This is a genomic window from Vibrio sp. V15_P4S5T153, from assembly GCF_963874485.1.
Classification (GTDB): Bacteria; Pseudomonadota; Gammaproteobacteria; order Enterobacterales; family Vibrionaceae; genus Vibrio; species Vibrio anguillarum.
The window spans coordinates 650,528-674,688 of the sequence record NZ_CAWNHR010000011.1 but is presented as its reverse complement, the minus strand read 5'-3'; the positions used below and the strand labels follow the sequence as shown (position 1 = coordinate 674,688).

Sequence of the window (24,161 nt, the reverse complement as noted above, 5' to 3'; positions counted from 1 at the left end):
TTCGGTTGAGTCACGCTTTCATCCTCCTTATACTCACTCATCATTTCTCTATTATCTTTCGTTATGAAAATTATCGCAGTAACCGCTTGTCCAACAGGCATCGCGCACACCTATATGGCCGCAGACGCACTCAAAAAAGAAGCGAATAAGCGTAATATCTCAATTAAAGTCGAAACCCAAGGAGCAATGGGTGTCGAGAACCCACTGACAGTGGCAGATATTGTCAACGCGGATCTGATCCTCATCGCTTCAGATATCGACATTGAACAGCGTGAACGTTTTGTTGGTTGCAAAACGGTTCAGGTGTCCATTGAAGAAGTGTTGACGAACGTGCAATCTGTTTTAGATCGTTATTTGTAACCGCCGATGATCACAACGCGCATCACCTTTGTTTTAAAAGCAGGCGGTCTGGTCAGCTGGCAATTAAATGAATTGAAAGATCTCAACCGCCATTTTCGCTCGGTGGTGGTGCTGTTTAACATCACGCGTGACAACAAGGCAATGCTCAACCATACACTGCAAGTGTTAAGCCTTGGTTCAAACCCGGGAGATGTATGCCAAATTGCCATTGAAGGGCTCGACGCCGAGTTGGCCTGCATGGTGATGACAGAGTATTTACGCGAGCACACACTGCTTATTTCAACATCGCACAAACAAAATGCTAAAGCGGAATTGGCGTTTGCCACCCACTCTGCTTTTCAACTGCCCTTTTCGCTACAGTGGCATTACGCCACATTAGGCCCAGTGGTTAGCAAATTAGAGGCACTCGACACGATTGCTAAGCAGATCATGCCCACGCATTGTCATGATATTTTGCATGCGCTGGAAAAAAGAGAAGCCATCTCCCCGACCATTATTGGCCATGGAATAGCGCTACCCCATATCATTCACGCACGAATTGCCCAGCCAACACTGGCGGTTCACTGGTTAGCAAACCCGCTATCATGGTCAGAAAAATCCGGCGATGTGTCGCTGATCATCACCTTATTACTGCCGACATCAGCGCCGCGAACCGTGATTAAACCGGTCACGCAGTTAACTCGTTGGTTGCTGAAAGAGGAACATCGTCAATGGCTACTTACGGCAAAAAGAGAAGAAACCCTTAAAGCCATTTTGCTGCACGTGATGGCTAAGCCGTGCGACCCAATACAAAATGAATAGCTTTATTGCGACAGAGTTCGATATTCAGATGGAGTCATACCCGCTTTGCTTTTAAATACGCGGAAAAAATAATTCACATCTTGAAATCCACAGCGCGTGGCCACTTCGGCTAAACGAAAGGTGTATTTCTTCAACATAAATTTTGCCCGTTCAATTCTTACCCAAGTGATGTAATCAGCAAGAGTCATGTGTCCTTGTTGGCGAAACATGCGCGATAAATGGTTGGCGGAAATGTTAAACCGCTGTGCGATGCTGTCACGGCAAATATTGCGATGAAAATTTTCTTGGATATAGATGCAGATACCTTGGTATAAATCTTCACTGCGCTTTTTAGGAGAAGCGGTCGGTTGATCAAGCATTGTGGCGCTGTAACTCAACAGAGCCAACAACAAATGTTCGTCCATTGGGCTTTTCTGAGGCTCACGTGCTAATGCATTTAGCCCTTCGAGCATGTGATCAATCGCGTGCCCAGTACGCGTTGGGATACTGTGTTTCTGAACATCATAAAAACCACTCTCGCCTTTGTGTGTACTGACCAAACTAAACCCCATTTGACGACGGCCAAATAGCAAACTCAAGACCGAACAGCTCTCTTGCCAATCGGGTTTATTCCAGCAGTTCGGGGGTATATAAAGCGCATCACCAGATAAGATGTTGACCTTACTAATACCGTGTTCAATCTCTTCGATTTCGTTGCTATACACGCCGCTTAAGACCAATTCTAGACGAGGGAAATTGACTTGGTAACTGAACGCTGGCGGCGTTATTTTGTCCCCAGCAAACCATATTCGATTAAAACTTTCTCGCTCCGAGAGCAGCACTTCAATCACATTTTTAAATACTGGGATCACAAAACTCACCCTATACCCATCAATAAACGAGGCAACTATAATCCAATGCCTCATGAATCACCAACCATTACGCATTCGATAACTCCGCTCGAAAAAGCAAAATAATCAATTTATCCAATTGAATTAAAATATAAAATTAATCATAAGTTCAAATTATCACCCTAAAACCAAAATAAGAGCCTGATCACGTTTGCAGCCACAGGTTACAATAATCCAGTAAATGCCAGTTTCTTACACTACCACTGCTCACCCGAGGCGCTCACAATATCTCCAACAAAAAGCGCGGTGCGCAATAACAATATCCCCAAACAGTTTGAAGTTGCAGCCAACATGGCTCAGCTTCAAGTGCGAAGGGGATAAAAACCATATAGGGGACGAAACATGATCACTCAACTCATTAATGAGAACTTGATCCGGCTTGATTTGAAAGCAACATCAAAAGATGGCGTTTTCTCAGAGCTGGTCGATGTACTGTTAGAACAAGGACGCATCAGCGATAAATCGCAGTTTTTAGCCGATATCTATGCTCGTGAAGAGCTTGGTAACACTGGATTTGAAGATGGTGTCGCGCTGCCTCATGCCAAAAGTTCCGCCGTTATCTCGCCTGCAGTTGTTATAGGCATCAGCAAAAGCGGTATCGAATATGGCGCGGAAGATGGCTTGCCTTCTAAATTATTTTTCATGATAGCCTCACCTGATGGTGGTTCAAATCATCATATTGAAGTGCTGGCAGAGCTCTCTTCTAAGCTGATTGAAGAAGGGTTCATTGAACGTTTCTTAGACGCCAAAACAGAGCAAGCAGCGCTAGATTTGTTGCTACAAAAAACCGAAAAAACAACCGATGTTGAAGCCAATAAAGGCTTTTTGATTGGCGTAACGGGCTGCCCAGCGGGTGTTGCACACACTTATCTTGCCGCTGAAGCGCTGGAAAAAGGGGCCGCCGCGATGGGTTATCAAATAAAAGTCGAAACCAACGGTTCGATTGGGGTGAAAAATAGCCCAACGGATGAAGAGATCGCTAAAGCTGATGCGATCATCGTGGCTTGCGACAAGCAAGTTGACATGGTGCGCTTTGCGGGTAAAAAACTGATTGAAACTGGCGTTAAAGCGCCGATTCGTGATGCAAAAGGGTTGATTGAAAAAGCCCTCAGCGCACCAAAATATCAAGCCGATGCCAGTACCAAGACTTTAGATGGGAAAGGCAAAGCGGCGCAAGCTCGCTCCGATTTATACCGCTATTTGATGAATGGTGTATCGCATATGATCCCATTCGTTGTTACTGGCGGCTTGTTGATTGCTTTAGCTCTCGCTATTGGCGGCGAGCCAACCGAAGCGGGTATGGCCATTCCTGACGGCAGTATGTGGAACCAAGTGCTGAACGTCGGTGTGGTTGCTTTTACATTGATGATCCCCATTCTTGCAGGTTACATCGCGTACGCGATCGCCGATCGCCCTGCTCTGACTCCTGGCTTAATTGGTGGTTGGATCGCTAACAACGGGTCATTCTACGGCGCAGATGCCGGTACAGGTTTTATCGGTGCCATTATTGCTGGCCTTTTAGTCGGTTATTTCATCAAATGGTTAACAAGCATCCATTTTCACAAGTTTATTCAACCACTTGTGCCAATCATGATTGCACCCATCGCAGGCTCACTCTTTATCTCTGGGCTCTTTATTTTTGTTATCGGCGCGCCGATTGCAAGCTTGATGGATGGTTTAACCGCACTACTTACGAGCATGAGCTCAGGTAACGTGATACTGCTCGGTATTGTGCTCGGCGGCATGGCTGGCTTTGATATGGGTGGCCCATTTAACAAAGTGGCATTCCTCTTCTCTGTTGGTATGATTGCCAGCGGTCAAACTCAATTTATGGGTGCAATGGCGTGTGCCATTCCAGTCGCGCCACTCGGTATGGCTTTAGCAACCGTTCTGGGCCGTAAACTGAACTTGTTTGAAGCCTCTGAAATTGAAGCAGGGAAAGCTTCCGGTGCAATGGGCTTGGTTGGTATCTCTGAAGGGGCGATTCCATTTGCCGCGCAAGATCCGATGTCAGTCATTCCAGCAAACATCTTGGGGTCGATGGTTGCAGCGGTTATGGCGTTCACTTTTGGCATTACAAACAGTGTTGCCCACGGCGGTCCTGTAGTAGCATTGCTCGGTGCCATGAATAAGCCTTTGCTAGCTTTGCTTTGCATGGCAACCGGTGCTGTAGTAACAGGTGTTGTTTGTATCACTCTGAAAAAAATGCGCCAAGCGAAATTACAACAAACAACGGCTTAATGTTCATCAACGCTGAGCTTCTGACTTTATGTTGTACTCCCGCTTTAACTCGGGAGTTTTTTATTTCTCTTACTCTGTGTACTGCTACTTTGTTTTTATTTTGATTTTTTGTGAGATGTACTATGACCAATAACAAACAACCTTTCTTTTTGATGGACAATGTCATCCAAAACTATGCGTGGGGAAGCACGACTTCGATTCAGCACTTGTTTGATATTGCTAACCCAACCAAGGCTCCACAAGCAGAAATTTGGATGGGAGCACACCCAAATGGATGCTCACAAATTCATGTGAATGGCGAACCTGTTTCGTTGCTTGAGATGATCAACCAAGATAAAACAGCGTTTCTTTCTGCGGCTACCGCGGCAACCTTTGGTGAGTTACCTTATCTTTTCAAAGTACTTGCCGCAGCGAACGCCCTTTCGATTCAAGTTCACCCAAGTAAGCAAGAAGCGGAAATTGGCTTTGAGAAAGAAAATCAAGCGGGGATCCCACTCAACGCCGGACATCGCAACTACAAAGATCCTAACCACAAGCCGGAATTGGTTTACGCCCTTACCCCTTATCAAGCGATGAATGGGTTTCGCCCAATCACAGAGACAGTTGAACAATTTCAAACGCTGAATATCAATGCGATTTCAACCCTGGTCGATGCCTTTGCACACAGCCCAACATCACAAGGTTTAAAAACCTTTTTTAGTGCATTGCTATCATTAACTGGCGAGCAAAAAGAACATGCGGTGAATGCATTATTAGCGTATGCCCACCATCATTCAGATGATGATCTTTTTGAGCTTATTTTAGAGCTGGCACAACAGTACCCCGGTGATATTGGTCTATTTTCTCCATTAATGCTCAATGTACTCACTTTAGCTCCGGGTGAGGCCATGTTTTTAGACGCCAGAACGCCACACGCCTACTTGAAAGGTACCGGGCTTGAAATCATGGCCAACTCAGACAACGTGTTGCGCGCTGGCCTAACACCCAAACACATGGATATTGAAGAGCTCGCATCATGCACGCTATTTGAAGAAAAACCAGCTTCAAGCCTGTTATTGAAACCAATCGAAGAAAATGGAGCATTATTGTTCCCTGTCCCAGTCCGCGATTTTAAGTTTGCGATTTACTTCAATACCGCGCAAGTTAACGTGAAAATCAACAGTGCTGAAATTATCTTTGCCATTGATGCTGATGCGACCTTAACCCATGACAATGGTGAGTCTCTAACCGTGAAAAAAGGTCACTCAATCTTCATCCCCGCATACGCTGAACATTATCAACTGTCATCACTTGGACGTGTCGCACGCGCGTATAATTAACAGCCGACGTGATAAACAAAAAAAGCCAGCATCTGTTCTGCTGGCTTTTTATTTGGGATTATTACGAAAATTTGCGCTAATCAATTTGTGGGCAGTTAGATATTCTGCGACTGCTTCCAAACAGCCAGTTCAACCCACATTTGTTCGAGTTGTTGCAACTCTTCTTCTGTGAGCAGTGCTAAGGTCGTTTGAGATTCAGATGTCGGACCGTCTTTGAGAGAGCGAATCTGCGCATAAAAATCCTTCTTTAATTGCGATATCACAGGGTCCACAACCGATTCCTATAAAAATACTAAAATTCTCAAAAATAATACCATTTTTCATAGACATGTCTTATGTCGTGTTAAGTTATGGAATAGTTATCACATTTCTAATATCTAAGCCTAAAGTATCAAAATTACAATTTAAAATTGTTCACTAGGCTATCGAGTTGCTTAGAAACTTTTTTCAAATGTTCGCTACTAACAGTGAGCTCCTCAGCTACTGTTGTTGTTTCCATGGTGAGATGATTAATATCTTCAACGGTGCGGTTGATTTCACTGACCACACTTGACTGCTCTTCCGTTGCCGTCGCCACTTGAATATTCTGATCACTAATATTCTCTATATAAACGCGGATCTGTTTTAGCGAGCTATTGGCATTTTCAGCTTGTTCAACCACCAACAAACTCTGCTCTCGGCCTTGGGACATTGCCCCAACCGCCCGTTTCGATTCTTCTTGTAAGTTATTAATGACTCTTTGAATTTCTTCGGTTGATGCAGCAGAACGGCTTGCTAAATTTCGCACCTCATCGGCAACGACCGCAAAGCCTCGACCTTGCTCTCCCGCTCGCGCCGCCTCAATCGCTGCGTTCAATGCAAGTAAGTTCGTTTGCTCGGAAATGCTACGAATAGTCTCAAGTATCGAGCTGATGTTAACCACTTGACCAGCCAAAGAGCCTACGACTTGTGCAGCTTGCTCTAATTCAGTGATCAAATCTGCAATTTGCACTTGTGCTTTCTCTACTACAGTGGTGCCATTTTCCGCCTGATGAGTGGCCTGTTTCGCAACGTCGGCAGCTTGAGCTGCGTTGTTTGCAATTTCGCCTACCGTTGCACCTAGTTCATGAATGGCAGTGGCCACTTGGACTGTTCTATCACGTTGCGAAGTGCAGTTGTTTTTGGTTAATAGCGCCCGAGCTGAAACTTGGTTAGCCGTATTCGCTAATTCATAAGAACTCGAAGCCACTTGCTTGATCGCTACATGTACTTTCTCAATGAAGTCGTTAAAACTATCGCTAATTTTCGATAACTCATCTTGACCACCTAAATCAATGCGAGCATCTAGCGCCATATTTTCAGCGGCCAAAGCAATCGATTTTTGTAGGCTGGCCACTCGCGTTTTTAGGCCGATAACAATAAAGAATGAAGTGACAAACGAAATTAGCACACCAATACCAATAATGATAAACATGTGATTTTGCCCTTGGGCATAACTCTTTTGGCTATTGACGTTCTGCTGTTTGGCCTGCTCTAGTAGCGAATCGAGGATCACATTGGCTTTTTTACGCAGTTCACCATAGGTAACCGCGTATTGATCTCGGTATATGTTGCGCGCCGTATCTAGATCGTCCTTTTCAAATGCTGCCAACATAGGATTAAGTTGAGTACTGACCATTTTTTCAAAGTCAGTCAACAGTTGCTGAACTTGTCTCCGCTGTTCTGGATCCACTTGTGACTGAACTGCGTGCTCGACAGACTGCCTCATTTCAGGGATATCTTCGTCACGTGTCTCTTTCACGCGTGTGAGGACACCCTTTTTATCTCTTAACGACGTCTCTTGAAGTAACATCATATCGATACCAACCCGCATACGGGGAATTCGAGAGGCAACTTCAGCCATTGAACGCATTGGCGCGGCCGTATTGAGATAGAGCTGTTCTGCCTGTCGTTGAATCGTCGACATGCTATTGAAGCTCGCCATTCCAACAATAATCAACGCAACGCAAGGTAATAACACCGCAAAAATTAATCGCGATTGTAAGGTAAACCGATTAGCAAACATCTTTTATATCCTTTTTAGTTGTAGCGCCATTATGTGATGGGGACAGATCTTAACCAATGAATGGTTTCTTATTTATTAAAAAGTTATCTTTTCTAGAACGTTTAAAATTAAATTAATGACTTTTATGACGTTAACTCAATAGCTAAGTATAGGCAATTTTAGGTTGAATGAGAGATGTGGAGTCAGCCGTATTTGTGGCACAGATGATCTTTTCAAAAAGACCACCACGATTTCAACGCTGAATGAAAATCCTTCACTTGTCAGATGGGCTGCTCGCTAGAAGTAAAAAGCCGAAGCAATCAATGCTCCGGCTTTTATTCTTTATCAGCTTAGAATAAAGGTGGATACGTGAAACGATTACTCGTCTTCAGAATCGCTGCTCGGTTCAGAGTCAGCCTCTTCTGCGTCACTTTGTACTTCTAAAATTGCGACGCTCGCTTCACCTTCTGGCAATTCCTCTCCTTCAGGTAGCTCAACATCTTCAATTTCTTCAATACGCTGTAAACCTACGACGTTTTCATCTTCAGCGGTGCGAATCAAGGTCACACCTTGAGTATTACGCCCCACTTGGCTCACTTCCGCGACGCGAGTACGAACGAGCGTACCGGCATCGGTGATCATCATGAACTCATCGCCTTCTTCAGTTTGCACTGCGCCGACAACTTGACCATTACGCTCAGACACCTTGATAGACACAACACCCTGAGTGCCGCGGCCTTTGGTTGGGTACTCTGACAGCACAGTACGCTTACCATAACCATTTTCGGTTACAGTCAGTACATCGCCTTCTACACTAGTACGAAATGCAGGTGTTGACAGAGGGTTAGTACCAATAAAGTTGTTTACTTTATTAGGCTTAGGCACAGATCGTCTTGGAACAATCAAAGATACTACTTGGTCATTTTCCGCCAACTTCATGCCACGAACACCTGCCGCGGTACGGCCCATCGGTCTTACGCCTTTGAACTTGATCTCTGGCTGGCCATGTTCATCAAGAACAGGCTGACCATTTTCATCCAATACTGTCGTTTCTTCTGATTCTTTAAAGCGAACCACTTTACCAAATTTAGAAAACAGCATAATTTCACTGTTGCCATCGGTAATGTCCACACCAATCAAAGAGTCATCTTCACGCAAGTTAACCGCGATCAAACCGTTAGAACGCACGTTGGCAAAGCTTGAAAGTGATGTTTTCTTCACTGTACCGTCACCGGTCGCCATAAAGATAAACTTATCATCACTAAACTCAGTGACTGGCAAAATCGCAGTAATACGTTCCCCTTCTTCCAGAGGAAGAATGTTAACGATAGGTTTACCACGCGCTGTACGGCTCGCTAGCGGTAATTGATAGACTTTCAAACGGTATGTCTTACCACGAGTCGAGAAGCAAAGAATGTGGTCATGAGTATTCGCCACAAGAAGACGCTCAATGTAGTCTTCTTCTTTCATCTTCGTCGCGCTCTTACCTTTACCACCACGGCGTTGTGCTTCGTAATCGCTGAGGATCTGGTATTTCACATAACCTGCATGAGAAAGTGTAACGACCACATCTTCACGAGCAATCAGCTCTTCCATGTCGATATCGTGAGTTGCCGCGGTAATTTCAGTGCGTCGTGCGTCACCAAAAGCATCACGAACAGTTTCAAGCTCTTCGCGGATAACTTCCATCAAACGTTCAGTGCTGGCAAGGATATGCATCAGTTCAGCGATTTCTTCCAGAAGAGCTTTGTACTCATCAAGAATTTTTTCGTGCTCTAAACCTGTCAATCTGTGCAGACGAAGTTCAAGAATTGCTTGGGCTTGTTGCTCAGTTAAGAAATATTTGCCATCACGGATACCGTATTCTGGTTCAAGCCATTCAGGACGAGCGGCATCGGTTCCAGCACGTTCAAGCATTGACGCTACGTTGCCAAGATCCCAACCACGAGCAATCAAGCCTTCTTTTGCTTCTGCTGGCGTTGCTGCGCGGCGAATCAATTCGATGATTTCATCAATGTTGGCTAACGCGAGAGCCAGTGCTTCTAGAATGTGGGCACGATCACGAGCTTTACGCAGTTCAAAAATAGTACGACGCGTCACCACTTCACGGCGGTGATCAACAAAGCATTTCAACATTTCTTTCAAGTTGAATAGCTTAGGTTGACCATTATCCAGCGCAACCATGTTGATGCCGAATGTCGTTTGTAACTGTGTTTGAGCGTAGAGGTTGTTCAGAACTACTTCACCAACCGCATCACGTTTACATTCGATAACAATACGCATGCCGTCTTTATCAGACTCATCACGCAGTGCACTGATGCCTTCGACTTTTTTCTCTTTAACCAACTCAGCAATTTTTTCAATCAAGCGTGCTTTGTTCACTTGATAAGGGATTTCTCTGACGATAATGGTTTCTTTACCATTCTTCTCGACTTCGATATCCGCTTTAGAGCGCATGTAGACTTTACCGCGCCCTGTTTTATAAGCGTCGATAATTCCTTTGCGGCCACTGATTAATGCTGCTGTTGGGAAATCTGGGCCCGGAATGTAGTCCATCAACTCATCAATGGTGATGTCTTCATTATTTATATAGGCCAAGCAACCCTCAACCACTTCCGTTAGGTTATGGGGTGGAATGTTGGTTGCCATACCTACTGCAATACCGGATGAGCCATTCACCAGTAGGTTAGGAATTTTCGTAGGAAGAACCGCAGGGATCTGTTCTGTACCGTCATAGTTCGGTACATAATCGACCGTTTCTTTGTCGAGATCGGCAAGCAGTTCGTGGGCAATTTTTGACATGCGTACTTCGGTGTAACGCATTGCTGCCGCAGAGTCACCATCGATCGAGCCAAAGTTACCTTGGCCATCGACCAACATGTAACGCAATGAGAACGGCTGCGCCATACGAACAATCGTATCGTATACAGCACTATCACCATGCGGGTGATATTTACCAATCACATCGCCCACAACACGGGCAGATTTTTTATATGGTTTATTCCAATCGTTACCAAGCACATTCATCGCGAATAGAACGCGACGGTGTACTGGTTTTAGGCCATCACGCACATCTGGAAGAGCACGACCCACGATAACGGACATCGCGTAGTCTAGGTATGAACCTCTTAGCTCATCTTCAATGTTTACGGGCGTGATCTCTCTAGCTAGATCGCTCATAGAGCCATTATCCCTCTATCTTTTGATCGTATATTCGATACGTACAAGGCCGAAAAATATAACACATAATTCACTACTTCGGCATCCCTTTCCCTTTCCTTTTATCAGGTTGTGACCTTTGTTGTGTATCAAGTGCCGAGAAATTGCACATTCATTCCATACCCGGCTGATTAATGGCCAAATTTTAGCCAAAAATTAATGAAATAAAGATAACCTGTAGCCTGTGATAATCAACTGGTTATAATACCCCACACAACTAAAGATGCCTATTTTGACAGCAAGAGCGAATCTAACATGACTAAAGCACAAAACGTTGATCTTAATGAAATTAAAAAGTTTGAAGAGATGGCGTCACGCTGGTGGGATCTGGATGGTGAATTTAAGCCACTGCATCAAATTAACCCGTTAAGATTGAACTATGTGTTGGTCAATGCCAACGGCCTATTTGGCAAGAAGGTGCTCGATGTTGGATGTGGTGGCGGAATTTTAGCCGAAAGCATGGCGCGAGAAGGTGCACAAGTGACTGGCTTAGACATGGGCAAAGAACCGCTTGAAGTCGCTCGTTTACATGCTTTAGAAACCGGAACAAAGCTCACTTATATTCAAAGTACGATTGAAGATCACGCCGCTGACAACCCACACACATATGATGTTGTCACTTGCATGGAAATGCTTGAGCATGTTCCAGATCCATTGTCCGTTGTTCAAGCCTGCTCTGCGTTGGTCAAACCCGGCGGTCATGTTTTCTTTTCTACGCTCAATCGTAATTTTAAGTCTTACCTGTTTGCCATCGTGGGCGCAGAAAAGTTGCTACGCATTGTTCCAGAAGGCACACATGATCATGAAAAATTCATCCGCCCATCGGAACTGATTAAGATGATTGATAAAACAAACCTGCAAGAGCAAGGAATAACAGGCCTACTTTATAACCCGTTAACCGATACTTACCGTTTAGGGCGCAATGTTGATGTCAATTACATCGTTCATACTCAGCTTTTTTAAAGTCAGTGGTCATCTAATATGCCATTATCGATAGCGTATTGCTCACGTTAAAAATTAAGCCGAATAGCACATTTTTTCTCGGTTTCTAGGCTGTTTTTTGTGCTCTAGATTCCATTTTAACCACATCGAAAATCGCTCCCTTTTTTCCTCAAAGATCAAGAAGTTTTTTTTTGATTGTGGTTACATCTAAACCAAACTCAAAACGGTAATTTTCTACAATCAAATCGGCTCTTTGATCATCAGTAAGTGGGTACTAACTGTTTTTTTTATTTTTGCTAGTTATCCACAAGCTGTCCCAGATCTGTAACTTGAAATGAGCTTCAGATAGCACTATCTTGTAACTCGCAAAGCAAAGAACCCCTATATGTTGTGTTTGCACTACAATATATAGATAAATTCAGATCACAAAGCCGCGATGAAATTTACAACAATTCTACAAAAATACGGCCTTAATCAGTTTTGTTAGGGAAATGAAGCAGAATGAACCAAAAACTTACTGTCACCAAGCGTGATGGACGCAAAGAAACAATTGATCTTGAGAAAATCCACCGTGTAATCGCGTGGGCTGCGGAAGACCTGCACAATGTCTCTGTATCACAAGTAGAACTGAAAGCTCACATTCAGTTTTACGATGGTATTACGACCTCTGACATCCATGAGACTATCATCAAATCCGCTGCCGATTTGATTTCAGAAGAGACGCCAGATTACCAATATCTAGCTGCTCGTCTTTCGGTGTTCCATTTGCGTAAAAAAGCCTACGGACAATACGAGCCACCCACTTTGTACAACCATGTCTCTCGTTTGGTTGAAATGGGCAAATACGATAAGCACCTTATCGAAGATTATACTCGCGCAGAATTTGAAGAACTCGACACTTATATCGATCACGCACGTGACCTTAATTTTTCTTACGCCGCGGTAAAACAGCTTGAAGGTAAGTACTTCGTGCAAAACCGTGTGACGAAACAAATTTATGAGAGTGCCCAGTTCCTCTACATTTTGGTCGCCGCTTGCTTATTCGCGAAATATCCAAAAGAAAACCGTCTCGATTACATTAAGCGTTTTTACGACGCAACATCAATGTTCAAAATCTCGCTGCCAACGCCAATCATGTCGGGCGTGCGCACGCCTACCCGTCAATTTAGCTCATGTGTGTTGATTGAATGTGGTGACAGCTTAGATTCAATCAATGCCACAGCAAGCTCTATCGTACGTTATGTATCACAGCGTGCGGGTATTGGTATTAACGCGGGCCGCATTCGTGCATTAGGCTCGGAAATTCGCGGTGGTGAAGCGTTCCACACGGGTTGTATTCCTTTTTATAAATATTTCCAAACCGCAGTGAAGTGCTGTTCTCAAGGTGGTGTACGTGGTGGCGCAGCCACTGTCTTCTACCCTTTGTGGCACGGTGAAGTGCAGTCGCTACTGGTATTGAAAAATAATCGCGGCGTTGAAGAGAACCGTGTTCGTCATATGGACTATGGTGTTCAGCTCAATAAGTTGATGTATTCTCGCTTAGTTCAAGGCGGTAATATCACCCTATTCTCCCCTTCTGATGTGCCTGGATTGTATGACGCATTCTTCGAAAACCAAGACGAATTCGAACGTTTGTATGTTCAATATGAGAATGACACTTCGATTAAAAAAGAGACGGTGAAAGCGGTAGAACTGTTCTCCCTATTGATGCAAGAACGTGCCTCCACTGGCCGTATCTACATCCAGAACGTTGACCACTGCAATACGCACAGCCCGTTTGATGCGTCTGTAGCGCCTGTTCGCCAATCCAATCTCTGTTTGGAGATCGCACTGCCGACGAAACCGCTGTCTAATGTTGAAGATAATGAAGGTGAGATTGCGCTATGTACGCTTTCGGCATTCAACTTAGGTTCAATTCAATCTCTGGATGATTTCGAAGAGTTGTCTGATCTTGTGGTTCGTGCGCTAGATGCACTGTTGGATTATCAAGATTACCCACTGCCTGCCGCTTATAAGTCAACCATGAATCGCCGTACATTGGGTGTAGGCGTGATTAACTACGCTTACTATCTGGCGAAAAATGGCGTGAAATATTCGGACGGTAGTGCAAATGGTTTGACACACCGCACTTTTGAAGCGATGCAATATTACCTGTTGAAGGCTTCAGTCGCGTTAGCCAAAGAACAAGGCCGATGCCCTCTATTCCATGAAACAAATTATGCCAAAGGCTTGCTGCCTATCGACACCTATAAAAAAGATGTCGACCAAATTTGCGCAGAACCTTTGCATTATGATTGGGATGCGCTGCGCGCAGAGATCATGGAATTTGGCTTACGTAACTCAACGTTAACAGCGTTAATGCCTTCAGAAACCTCTTCGCAAATTTCCAATGCCACCAACGGTATTGAGCCTCCTCGCGGTTATGTTTCAGTAAAAGCCTCAAAAGATGGCATCTTGAAACAAGTCGTGCCGGATTTCATTAATTTGAAAGAGAACTATGAGTTATTGTGGAATATTGGTTCTAACAACGGCTATCTGCACCTAGTCGGCATCATGCAGAAATTTGTTGACCAAGCGATTTCCGCTAATACCAACTACGACCCCAGCGCGTATGAAAGTGGTAAAGTGCCAATGAAACAGTTGCTGCAAGATCTGCTGACGGCATATAAATTTGGTGTGAAAACCTTGTACTATCACAACACTCGTGATGGCGCGAAGGACGATCAAAAAGACGCAGTACAGGCACAAGATGATGATTGTGCGGGCGGCGGTTGTAAGATCTAACTCTATTTCACTCAACGTATTCAATAATGCTCCCCACGCAGGGGAGCTTAAAAGGGATTGAGGCATTTATGGCTTACAGTACTTTTTCTCAAAAAAAGAATGATCAACTCAAAGAACCGATGTTTCTTGGCCAATCGGTTAACGTGGCTCGTTACGACCAGCAAAAGTTTGAAATTTTTGAAAAACTGATAGAAAAACAGCTCTCGTTCTTCTGGCGTCCAGAAGAAGTCGACGTATCGAGTGATCGCATTGATTACAACAAGCTTCCGGATCATGAAAAGCACATTTTCATCTCGAACTTGAAATATCAAACGCTACTGGATTCAATCCAAGGTCGCAGCCCTAACGTGGCACTACTACCGCTGGTTTCGCTTCCTGAAGTGGAAACATGGATTGAAACCTGGTCATTTTCAGAAACGATCCACTCACGCTCATACACTCATATTATTCGTAATATTGTGAATGATCCGGGTATTGTGTTTGATGACATCGTCGAAAATGAACATATATTGAAACGCGCAAAAGACATTGCACACTATTACGATGATCTGATCCAACTGTCTAATGACTACCACCGTTTTGGTGAAGGAACACATCAGATTAATGGTGAGAGCGTCAAAATTAGCTTGGGTGACCTGAAACGCAAACTTTATCTTTGCTTGATGTCAGTCAATGCGTTGGAAGCGATTCGTTTCTATGTCAGCTTCGCCTGCTCATTTGCCTTTGCAGAGCGCGAATTGATGGAAGGTAACGCCAAAATCATCAAGTTGATTGCACGTGATGAAGCTTTGCACCTGACTGGCACACAGCATATGATCAACTTGCTGCGTAATGGACAAGACGATTTCGCTTTCTTACAAATCGCTGAAGAGTGCAAGCAAGAGTGTTTTGATTTGTTCAAAGCGGCTGCTGAACAAGAAAAAGAGTGGGCTGAATATCTGTTTAAAGATGGTTCGATGATTGGTTTAAACAAAGACATTCTGTGCCAATACGTTGAATACATCACCAACGTTCGTATGCAAGCGGTTGGTTTAGATATCGCCTACCCCGGCGCAACATCAAACCCAATTCCTTGGATTAATGCGTGGTTGTCTTCAGACAACGTACAAGTTGCACCTCAAGAAGCAGAAATCAGCTCCTACCTTGTAGGCCAAATTGACAATGAAGTTCGTGCCAATGACTTCGAGGACTTTGAGCTGTAATGGCGACCATTAAAATCAACAAAGTTACAACCATAGAATCAAACTCTTCCAATACTTTATTGGAAAGTATGGAGAGTGCGGGGCTAGAGCCAGAGTACAACTGTCGCGATGGTCACTGCGGTGCCTGTCGCTGCACGCTCGTTAAAGGCGAAGTGGAATATGTTGGTTTTGCGATGGCTTACACAGAGCGCAATGAAATATTGCCCTGTATTTGTAAAGCCAAAAGCCACGTGGAACTTGCTGGTGTTAATTATCGACCCAAAGCAAGGCGAGCCTAATCTCGATCTGCCAATAGTGCACTGTTAACGCATCACACATTGGCGCGTTAAAAAGGTAAAGCCAGAGCTATGCTCTGGCTTTATACATTCCTAGAAGAATGCCATCAGCTGTACCCATTGATACGGATTTGTTAGCGATTTCTCTGCCATCCCCATCAAACAATGAAAGTCTATATCCTTGATAGCTAGGCGTATCTAAGTCTGATGGAGCGTTGAGCCACAAAGAAACAACATCACTCATTTCATTACTCAATGCCTCACCTAAGATCACTTTTTGACTTGCAACTTTATACCAAACTAAAATTTTCGATTGGTTAAACATGTCAGCCTCCTGCTGAATTTCATCGAGCGGACTGACAGTGTACAGAGAAAAGGTGTGCAAAAAAGACCCAATTTTGAAACAATTTTATCTGATGCGTGAAATCATGAGCTTAGTCTTTAGACGAAATAATCATAAGCTAAGCACCTCACCGAACCTACGGAATAAGCTAAAAAATCATGCAGTTACCACCCGATACAATTTAAATACAAAGCACTTAATTATCAACAGCTTAGGCTTAAAAATACGCTAACACATTGAGTTAATTAGCCAATGGCGCTCGCAGGTAAAAACATCTCTTTGACGGAGATTAGTGCCCCATACTGAGCAAAAATAGGCTTATTCGATAAATAGCGGCGTAACATATCAGCCGCGATGGTCCCCATTAACTCCCTCTGCTCATCGGCGCTGTAACGACGCTTGAATTTGAGGATCTGTCCCCACTCTCCCTGCGGAGCCGATAAAGCTAGGCTAAATTGATCATCATTTAATACACCAGTCACGAGCGATAACGAAGTAGAACACTTTTCCTTCGTTGCGCCAGCAAGCGCTAATGACGCCGCGAGTGGATCTTGATCGCCTAAGCCCGATTCAACGTTGCGGCTCAAAATCCAGCAGTGACCGCTCAACGCTTCCACCTGCTCGTTACTTAACAACCAACTGGCGAGCCAACCTTTGGTCGCTTGTTCTGCAATAGAGATCGATAATCCTTTGTCTTGCATTAAATGACCGATATGCGTGAGCATAGGTTCATCGACACTCACAACATGTTGTTCCAAATGCTGGTAGATGATCTGTAGTAGTTTTACTCGGCGTTCTAAATCACTTTTCGGACCAAACAATTTCACCTCAATAAAAGGCAGATAAGAACGATACCCCAGCATATACCTTTCCGGTAAGACTAATTGATCCAACTTATCTGAAATGGCCGATTCCGATGAACCCAGAGTGAATAAACGGCTGCACTCTAATCCCGTTTGTTGTGGGTATGTCGCTAGCAAGTCAGGTAAAATCTGTTCAGAGACCATCAGCTTAAACTCTTTGGGTACTCCGGGGGTGAAATAACAAACACAATCATTAATCTGAACTTTAAAGCCGCAAGCCGTCCCTATTGGGTTATCAATGATGTCAGAGAACTCAGGTAACATCGCTTGTTTGAGGTTACTTTCTGGCATCACAACACCACGCTGCGCAAAAAATTCGTCCAGTTTTTGCTTCCACAGCACAGACAACACCAACTTTTGGTCCGCCGCTTGAGCCGCCGCCGCCGCACTTAAATCATCAGACGTTGGGCCGAGCCCGCCATTTACGATCAATACATCATTATTGAAACTAAGCATCAGTAACTCTTCAACCAAGGCTTGCTGGCTATCGCCTACCGTTGATCGTTTTACTAACGAAAAACCCTGCTGGAAGAACTCACTGGATAACCAAGCAGCATTGGTATCGACAATATCGCCATGGAGCACTTCCTCACCCGTGCTTAACATTGCTATTTTCAACATATCATGGTGTCCTTTTGTGTACGCTTACAGGTGTGCTATCAATCAATACGGCAGAGAATAAAGTGCAATATATAACGCTTTGAATGCTATTTTTCTCATAAGTTTCCTTATTTACATAATTTGCTGTTTTCATCACCGCCGCTTTAATAGATAATTGTGATTCTGATCATTAAAAACAAAACTTTGGAGCCCTCCGTGTCAAAGAAAAGCATCATACCATTGATGTTATCGTTTTCGGCTTGTGCTAGTGCCACTGCATACGATTTCAACCAACACATTGAGTTTTCCTATACGGTCGACTGCAATCAAATTTCTTGTTTTAATGACGATCCGAATATTTACCAATCGAACTCTCCATTTTTAGCAAGCTTAGCAGAGTCGCAACCGCTAAACCTTGAAGAGCCCACGCTGCCTAAATATCTTACCGTGCAAGATACAAAAGACTGGGACTATCTCAAAGGCCAAACCTATACCATCTTAGGATTAAGCGTAGCAACCGTTGGCTTAATGACATTTTTGCCTGCATCCATTACCAAATGGGATGAAGAGGATCGCAGCATAAGCGGCATAGGCAGCAAATGGAAAGATAACGTATCATCCGGCCCCACTTGGGATAGAGATGAGCATTATCTCAACTACATTATGCACCCCTACTTTGGCGGCGTTTACTACACAGCCGCAAGACATGCTGGATTTAATGAGTTTGAATCTTTTCTTTACTCCGGTGTTATGTCGACTTTCTTTTGGGAATATGGCGTAGAATCGTTTGCCGAGATACCGTCATGGCAAGACTTGTTTATTACGCCCTTTTTCGGTGCGGTTGTCGGTGAACTGATGTTTGAAGCGGAACAAGATATTGTTACCACAGGTGGTGAAGTGTTGGGTTCATCGACTCTGGGTGATGTCACACTTTTCTTCCTCAACCCTGTTGGACATATCCATGGCTGGGTATCAAATGCTTGGGGAGGCAATGCCGAAGTAGAATTTAATGGCACACCTTGGTTTGGTAACCAAGATGCCGCAAAGTTTGCTTTGGACTCAGGCGCTAGCTATGATTCGCAATTTTATGGCCTTAATCTCAAAGTCAGTTTTTAAAACACAGGGCTAAGCACAAGGCCAATGCCTAAAGCCGAGGCTATTTTTGTGGCCCAAGTATGAATACTGACAAGCAAGAGACTGCGTAAATGTAAAAAATTGACTCTCATCAAGTCTTATCTAAGATAGGCCTCTACACTGAAGTGAAAGGAATTCAAGATCAACGATTTATCTTTCGTTAGCTTGCTATGGGAGGCCTATTATGAACAGTACTTTTATCGTCAATTTCGTCGGCAGTGCAACACCAGCCACAATTAAACATCTTGCCGCTATCACTCATGAAAATGGTGGAAAATGGTTAATAAGTAAAGTGAACTTTATTGAAAACCAAGTAGCTGCCGTCATTAAAATAGAGTTACCGACCTCAAATGCCGTTATCGTTCAACAAGCATTTAGAGAACAACCCGATCTTCTGGTGCAGATTGTTGATTCTGACGTACATCAACACGAAAAAGAAACGATTTACCAACTGCGGATTGATGCAAACGACCGTGCAGGCATCGTCAACGAAATCACCCACCTTCTTGATAATCAAGGTATCAATATTTTAGATATGGATTGCCAACGCGTTTTTATTGCGGGTGGTGGCGGTGTCAGCTCAAGTTTATTTACCGCCAACCTAGCCATCAAGCTCCCAGCTGCGATACAAATTGAAGACGTAGCCGATGAGCTTGAAGCGCTCAGTGAAGATACGCGCGTGATATTAGAAGTGTAATCTCGTTTACGCCCCCGAAAAAAGGAAGCTGATGCTTCCTTTTTTATCGATCTCACTATCTATTAAGTAAGATTAAAGTTGTGATTCAGTTAACAAAATCAACTAATTGCATTCGCGAAATGACGACCATATTCCAATATTAGAGAGCGGGTAACCATAATTAATCTAAGCCTGCAAATCCTAGATGCCGAATAACTTGAAGACGCCGTCAGATGGATAAACGGATGATTACTAATGAGCATTAACAAACCTTGTGACTCTGGCAATCAAACGTAACCAACATCACGGTAACCTCAAGTACAACAGGTAAACCAATATGCCCAGCAATAAGGTTGGGTTGTTTTAATGGTGGTAACGTCATGTTGAAGCTTGAAAATATTAAGGTCAGCTACAAGCTGACCGCTATTATCGCGGTTGCAATTGTTGGCTTATTGAGCTTACTGTTCATTGCAACTAGCGCGCTGAGAAGTAACTTAGTCGTAGAGCGTGAAGCGAGGTTGAACGCAGTTATCGATACTCTCCTCTCACAAATCTCACACCTTCAGAAAACACTCCCCGAAGACGAAGCTAAATCACAAGCGAAGATACTCATCAACAACACACGTTTTGACAGCAACAACTATCTTTTTGCTATCGATGAGTCTCGTTACACCATTGCCCATCCGATTCGCACTGATTTGGTTGGCAAACAGATGGGAAGCCCAGGAAAAGATACACAAGGCGAGTTTTGGTTCACTATGGTTGAACTTGGCAAAAATGGTCAACAAGGCACGTTGACATATCCTTGGCAGACTAACAGTGGAACACCCGCAGAGAAATTATCGGCAGTCCACGGGTTTGCGCCGTGGCATTGGATTATCGGCTCAGGCATGCTCATCAATGACATTGAAGAGGCGATCAACAAACAGATCCTCAAGATGGGAGGAGCGACATTGGCAGTTGTGTTTGTGATGGCAACGCTTGGGGTGGTCATCAGCCGAGCCATCATTATGCCGTTAGAGTCAATTAAAGAAGTCATGAAAAAAGTGGCAAGCGGCGATTTAACCGCACAAGTCCCAGTAATGGGAGAAGATGAGATTGGCATTGTGGCATGTCGTATCAATGACAGTGTAAGCGCAGTGCGTTTAGCATTAACCGAGTCGGTCACCTCAGCAAACCTGCTTGCAGAGGCCGCCATTCGCATCGCTTCTTCTGCGGAAGAAACTAGCCAAGCGGTGACCAGCCAACGTGACCAATTAAGCCAGCTCGCAACCGCGATGAATGAAATGAGTGCGACAGTTGCCGATGTTGCAGGCCATGCAGAAGAGACAGCAAGAGACACATTGGATGCCAGCAAAGAAGCCGGCTTAGGCGATAAAGACGTACATTCCAGTGTGGACAGCATTAAAGCGCTCTCAAAAGAGCTGGAAGTGGCCACTGAGCAAGTGCACAAACTCAAAGAAGGCGTGATGCAAATCAGTGAAGTTACCACAGTGATCAGCGGCATTTCTGAACAAACTAATTTACTTGCGCTAAATGCAGCGATTGAAGCCGCACGTGCTGGAGAACAAGGTAGAGGATTCGCAGTGGTCGCCGACGAGGTCAGAAATTTAGCTAGCCGTACTCATCATTCCACTGACCAAATCCAAACCACCATTAACCGCTTACAGCAACTGGCCGTTAGTACATCAAACGCGATGCAAAAAAGCCAAGATCTCGCTTATAACAGTGTGGAGCGGGCAGAAAATGCAGGCAGCGATCTTTCCTTGATCGTCAGTCATATTCAGCATGTGAGTGATAAAGCAATTCAAATCGCCACTGCGGCAGAAGAACAAAGTGCAGTGGCCGAAGAAATGAACCGTAACGTCAGTGGCATTAACGATTCAGCATTGGAGATGTCACAATCGGCAAACTATTTGGCAGAAGAGAGTGAAACCTTGGCCGCTCTTTCACGCCAATTAGACGAAAGAATGAAAAGCTTTAAACTCTAAGGTGTGATTTTACAAAAATAGGCCTCACCCACTGTATGGTGAGGCCTATTGTCATCAGTTTACCGACCATTGAGATAATGAACGTTTAAAGTCTTCATAGCCAAATTCATTCAGTTTCTGAAGCTCTCCTGTACTGCGTTGACAATACACGGAAGGCATTTTAAGGCCATTAAACCAATTCAATTTCACCATGGTATAGCCCGCGCTATCCATGATATGCAACCGCTGACCAATCGATAATGGCTGTTCAAATGAAGCCACGCAAAATTGATCACCCGCTAAGCAAGAACACGAGCCAATGACATACTCATGTTCACCGTTCGCACTCGCTTCTAAGATAGCCGCTGGCTCTTTGTAAATCAGTGTGTCTAAACGATGCGCTTCAGTTGCCGAATCAACAATCGCTGTTTTCATGCCATTTTCAACGATATCGACGACAGTCACCACTAAATCAGCCGTTTTCGTGATGATCGCCTCACCCGGTTCAAGATAAAGCTGAACCTGATGCTTTTCTGAAAAGGCCTTAAGCGCTAATGCTAATTTTTCTAGCGGATAACCAGGCCAAGTGAAGAACACACCACCGCCTAGGCTGACCCAATCTAACTTATCCAGATATTGGCCAAAACGCTCAGAGATCGAATCTAATAACGCAATGAACGCATCAGCATCTTTGTTCTCACAGTTCATATGGAACATCACGCCATTGATAGTATCGAACACTGAGTTATCAATATGGTCTGTTTGAACACCTAAACGAGAAAACTGACGTGCGGGATTGGCAAGATCTTGCCCAGCGTAACTCACGCCGGGGTTTAAACGTAAACCCAATGACGCCTTGCCTTCAACTAAATGACGGTAAGCGGCCAACTGGGATTGCGAATTAAAAATCATTTTGTCGCAAATATCGGCCACTTCTTTAACATCAGCTTCACTGTAGCCAACGCTATAGGCGTGTGTTTCACCACCAAACGTTTCGTAACCTAATTTTACTTCAAATGGGCCACTGCTGGTGGTGCCATCTAGGTAAGGTTTGATGATGTCAAACACTCCCCAAGTAGAGAAGCATTTTAAAGCCAAGACGAGTTTGACGCCCGACATCTCTTTGAGCTGCTTCGCGATTTCTAGGTTCGCGATCAACTGTGATTCATCAATCATAAAATAGGGCGTTTGGAGTTCGCTTTTTTGCATCTATTTATCACTCTCAAATTGAAGAAAGCCGACACATCTGCATCGGCTTAACTATCGAAAACTCTTATTTTAGAATTTTAATCTCTGGTTGCCCGATATCGAGCTCTTGAACATGCCAATCCAAACCTAATTTCGGCATCGTTTCTAAAAACAGATCAGGGTCAAGCTGCTCTAAGTTAAACACGCCCGCTTGTGCCCAATGCCCTTGGAAATACTGCAATGCCGCAGTAATGGCAGGAACGCCCGTGGTGTAAGCGATGGCTTGGTGCTCTACATCATGGTATGCCACTTCATGGTCTGCATTATTGTAGATAAAGACACTGCGCTGTTTACCATCCTTCCAACCTTGCACCCAAGTACCAATACAAGTCAGGCCTTTGTAGCCAGGAGCCAAAGAGGTTGGGTCTGGCAGCATCGCTTTAAGCACTTGAAGTGGTTGAACCACAGTACCATCTTGCAGCGTCAATGGGTTTGGACTCAATAAACCAATATCACGCATGCAATTGAAATAGTTGAGATAACGATCACCAAAACCCATCCAAAATTCAATACGTTTGGCCGGAATAAACTCTTTCATCGAACGCACTTCATCGTGCGACATGGAGTACACCTTGTGCTGGCCGCACTGAGGAAAATCAAATTCTAGCATTCGTGAATGGCAAGGAACACGCTGCCACTGCCCTTCTTCCCAATAGAAAGAGTCGCCTTGAATCTCTAACATATTGGTTTCTGGATCAAAGTTAGTCGCAAATTTTTTGCCGTGATCGCCTGCATTAATGTCCATCACATCAATACTGTCGATTTCGTCAAAGAGGTGCTTCACCGCATACGCGGCAAACACGCTAACCACGCCCGGATCAAAACCAGCACCGAGAATAGCGGTAATGTCTGCTTGCTTAAATTTTTCACGAAATGCCCATTGAGGATCATACGCTTCAGGCACTTGTTGACCTTCAGAGCAAAGGTCAACAGCAACCGATGTATCTAGATAGGAAACCTTGGCTTGATAACATGCTTCCATGATTGGCACGTTTACCCAAGGAGGGCCAGCGTTGATCACAAGATCAGGCTGGATTTCTTTAATTAATGCAACTAACGAGGCTACGTCATCCGCCTTGACGGTGCGTGCCTCAAGTTTTTTAGTTGGATCTTTAAGGTTATTTTTTCCTTTGATCGATTCAATGATCTTCTCGCACTTTTCAAGAGTACGAGAAGCAAGAACAATATCACCGAGTATGTCGTTGTTTTGGGCCGCCTTATGTGCGACAACCCAGCCAACGCCTCCCGCGCCAATTTGTAAAATAGACATG

At 44.3% G+C, this 24,161-nt stretch carries 19 protein-coding genes; 11 read left to right on the top strand and 8 right to left on the bottom strand.

Annotation, left to right across the window (positions count from 1 at the left end):
- Window positions 1-63: 63 nt before the first annotated feature.
- Window positions 64-360: a PTS fructose transporter subunit IIB gene (locus AACT42_RS04985; protein ID WP_017042461.1), complete on the top strand. Its 297-nt coding sequence runs from the start codon at window positions 64-66 to the stop codon at window positions 358-360.
- Between the two features lie 6 nt (window positions 361-366).
- Window positions 367-1,161 carry a PTS sugar transporter subunit IIA gene (locus tag AACT42_RS04980; RefSeq protein ID WP_094133075.1) on the top strand — a complete coding sequence of 265 codons (795 nt, stop codon included), beginning with the start codon at window positions 367-369 and terminating at the stop codon, window positions 1,159-1,161.
- Between the two features lie 2 nt (window positions 1,162-1,163).
- On the opposite strand, the gene AACT42_RS04975 is transcribed toward AACT42_RS04980, so the two are convergent.
- Window positions 1,164-2,066, bottom strand: coding sequence for a helix-turn-helix transcriptional regulator (locus tag AACT42_RS04975; RefSeq protein ID WP_161441934.1), 903 nt, complete (start codon window positions 2,064-2,066; stop codon window positions 1,164-1,166).
- A 327-nt stretch (window positions 2,067-2,393) separates the two neighbouring features.
- Between AACT42_RS04975 and AACT42_RS04970 the strand changes: the two genes are divergently transcribed.
- Together AACT42_RS04970 and manA are read left to right on the top strand one after the other, a co-directional pair.
- Window positions 2,394-4,292, top strand: coding sequence for a PTS fructose transporter subunit IIABC (locus AACT42_RS04970; RefSeq protein ID WP_094133077.1), 1,899 nt, complete (start codon window positions 2,394-2,396; stop codon window positions 4,290-4,292).
- A gap of 110 nt (window positions 4,293-4,402) precedes the next feature.
- The gene (gene manA, locus AACT42_RS04965) at window positions 4,403-5,611 is read left to right on the top strand and encodes a mannose-6-phosphate isomerase, class I (protein WP_094133078.1); all 1,209 of its coding nucleotides are present in this window, start codon (window positions 4,403-4,405) and stop codon (window positions 5,609-5,611) included.
- 95 nt (window positions 5,612-5,706) lie between these two features.
- Here manA and AACT42_RS04960 read toward each other — a convergent pair whose 3' ends face one another.
- The 3 genes from AACT42_RS04960 to gyrA all read right to left on the bottom strand — a co-directional run bounded on the left by AACT42_RS04960 (window position 5,707) and on the right by gyrA (window position 10,814).
- Window positions 5,707-5,883: a hypothetical protein gene (locus tag AACT42_RS04960; RefSeq protein WP_017042466.1), complete on the bottom strand. Its 177-nt coding sequence runs from the start codon at window positions 5,881-5,883 to the stop codon at window positions 5,707-5,709.
- Between the two features lie 125 nt (window positions 5,884-6,008).
- Window positions 6,009-7,655: a methyl-accepting chemotaxis protein gene (locus AACT42_RS04955; RefSeq protein ID WP_094133951.1), complete on the bottom strand. Its 1,647-nt coding sequence runs from the start codon at window positions 7,653-7,655 to the stop codon at window positions 6,009-6,011.
- A gap of 357 nt (window positions 7,656-8,012) precedes the next feature.
- A complete protein-coding gene (gene gyrA / locus AACT42_RS04950) occupies window positions 8,013-10,814 on the bottom strand; it encodes a DNA gyrase subunit A (RefSeq protein WP_094167975.1) in 2,802 nt (933 codons plus the stop codon).
- A gap of 294 nt (window positions 10,815-11,108) precedes the next feature.
- Between gyrA and ubiG the strand changes: the two genes are divergently transcribed.
- The 4 genes from ubiG to yfaE all read left to right on the top strand — a co-directional run bounded on the left by ubiG (window position 11,109) and on the right by yfaE (window position 16,059).
- Window positions 11,109-11,816: a bifunctional 2-polyprenyl-6-hydroxyphenol methylase/3-demethylubiquinol 3-O-methyltransferase UbiG gene (gene ubiG, locus AACT42_RS04945; protein WP_017044298.1), complete on the top strand. Its 708-nt coding sequence runs from the start codon at window positions 11,109-11,111 to the stop codon at window positions 11,814-11,816.
- Window positions 11,817-12,296: 480 nt separating this feature from the next.
- On the top strand, window positions 12,297-14,579 hold the full coding sequence (gene nrdA / locus AACT42_RS04940) for a class 1a ribonucleoside-diphosphate reductase subunit alpha (protein ID WP_017046168.1): 2,283 nt from the start codon (window positions 12,297-12,299) through the stop codon (window positions 14,577-14,579).
- Between the two features lie 68 nt (window positions 14,580-14,647).
- Window positions 14,648-15,781: a class Ia ribonucleoside-diphosphate reductase subunit beta gene (gene nrdB, locus AACT42_RS04935; RefSeq protein WP_010318364.1), complete on the top strand. Its 1,134-nt coding sequence runs from the start codon at window positions 14,648-14,650 to the stop codon at window positions 15,779-15,781.
- Window positions 15,781-16,059, top strand: coding sequence for a class I ribonucleotide reductase maintenance protein YfaE (gene yfaE / locus AACT42_RS04930; RefSeq protein WP_013857000.1), 279 nt, complete (start codon window positions 15,781-15,783; stop codon window positions 16,057-16,059). The genes nrdB and yfaE overlap by 1 nt, the downstream gene beginning before the upstream one ends.
- 67 nt (window positions 16,060-16,126) lie before the next feature.
- On the opposite strand, the gene AACT42_RS04925 is transcribed toward yfaE, so the two are convergent.
- Together AACT42_RS04925 and AACT42_RS04920 are read right to left on the bottom strand one after the other, a co-directional pair.
- Window positions 16,127-16,381 (bottom strand): hypothetical protein, encoded by a 255-nt coding sequence (locus AACT42_RS04925; RefSeq protein WP_013857001.1) that lies wholly within the window; start codon window positions 16,379-16,381, stop codon window positions 16,127-16,129.
- 263 nt (window positions 16,382-16,644) lie between these two features.
- Window positions 16,645-17,883, bottom strand: a complete 1,239-nt coding sequence (locus AACT42_RS04920) for a CinA family nicotinamide mononucleotide deamidase-related protein (RefSeq protein ID WP_094133954.1) — start codon at window positions 17,881-17,883, stop codon at window positions 16,645-16,647.
- A 156-nt stretch (window positions 17,884-18,039) separates the two neighbouring features.
- Between AACT42_RS04920 and AACT42_RS04915 the strand changes: the two genes are divergently transcribed.
- The 3 genes from AACT42_RS04915 (at window position 18,040) to AACT42_RS04905 (ending at window position 21,663) form a co-directional block, all read left to right on the top strand.
- The gene (locus AACT42_RS04915) at window positions 18,040-18,978 is read left to right on the top strand and encodes a DUF3943 domain-containing protein (protein ID WP_240507690.1); all 939 of its coding nucleotides are present in this window, start codon (window positions 18,040-18,042) and stop codon (window positions 18,976-18,978) included.
- A gap of 202 nt (window positions 18,979-19,180) precedes the next feature.
- The gene (locus AACT42_RS04910; protein WP_013857004.1) at window positions 19,181-19,693 is read left to right on the top strand and encodes a glycine cleavage system protein R; all 513 of its coding nucleotides are present in this window, start codon (window positions 19,181-19,183) and stop codon (window positions 19,691-19,693) included.
- Window positions 19,694-20,052: 359 nt separating this feature from the next.
- Entirely contained in the window at window positions 20,053-21,663 is a 1,611-nt protein-coding gene (locus tag AACT42_RS04905) for a methyl-accepting chemotaxis protein (RefSeq protein WP_026027718.1), read from the top strand.
- 54 nt (window positions 21,664-21,717) lie between these two features.
- On the opposite strand, the gene nspC is transcribed toward AACT42_RS04905, so the two are convergent.
- Window positions 21,718-22,851, bottom strand: coding sequence for a carboxynorspermidine decarboxylase (gene nspC, locus AACT42_RS04900; protein ID WP_017046172.1), 1,134 nt, complete (start codon window positions 22,849-22,851; stop codon window positions 21,718-21,720).
- A 64-nt stretch (window positions 22,852-22,915) separates the two neighbouring features.
- Window positions 22,916-24,160 carry a carboxynorspermidine synthase gene (locus AACT42_RS04895; protein WP_094133952.1) on the bottom strand — a complete coding sequence of 415 codons (1,245 nt, stop codon included), beginning with the start codon at window positions 24,158-24,160 and terminating at the stop codon, window positions 22,916-22,918.
- Window position 24,161 lies beyond the last annotated feature (1 nt).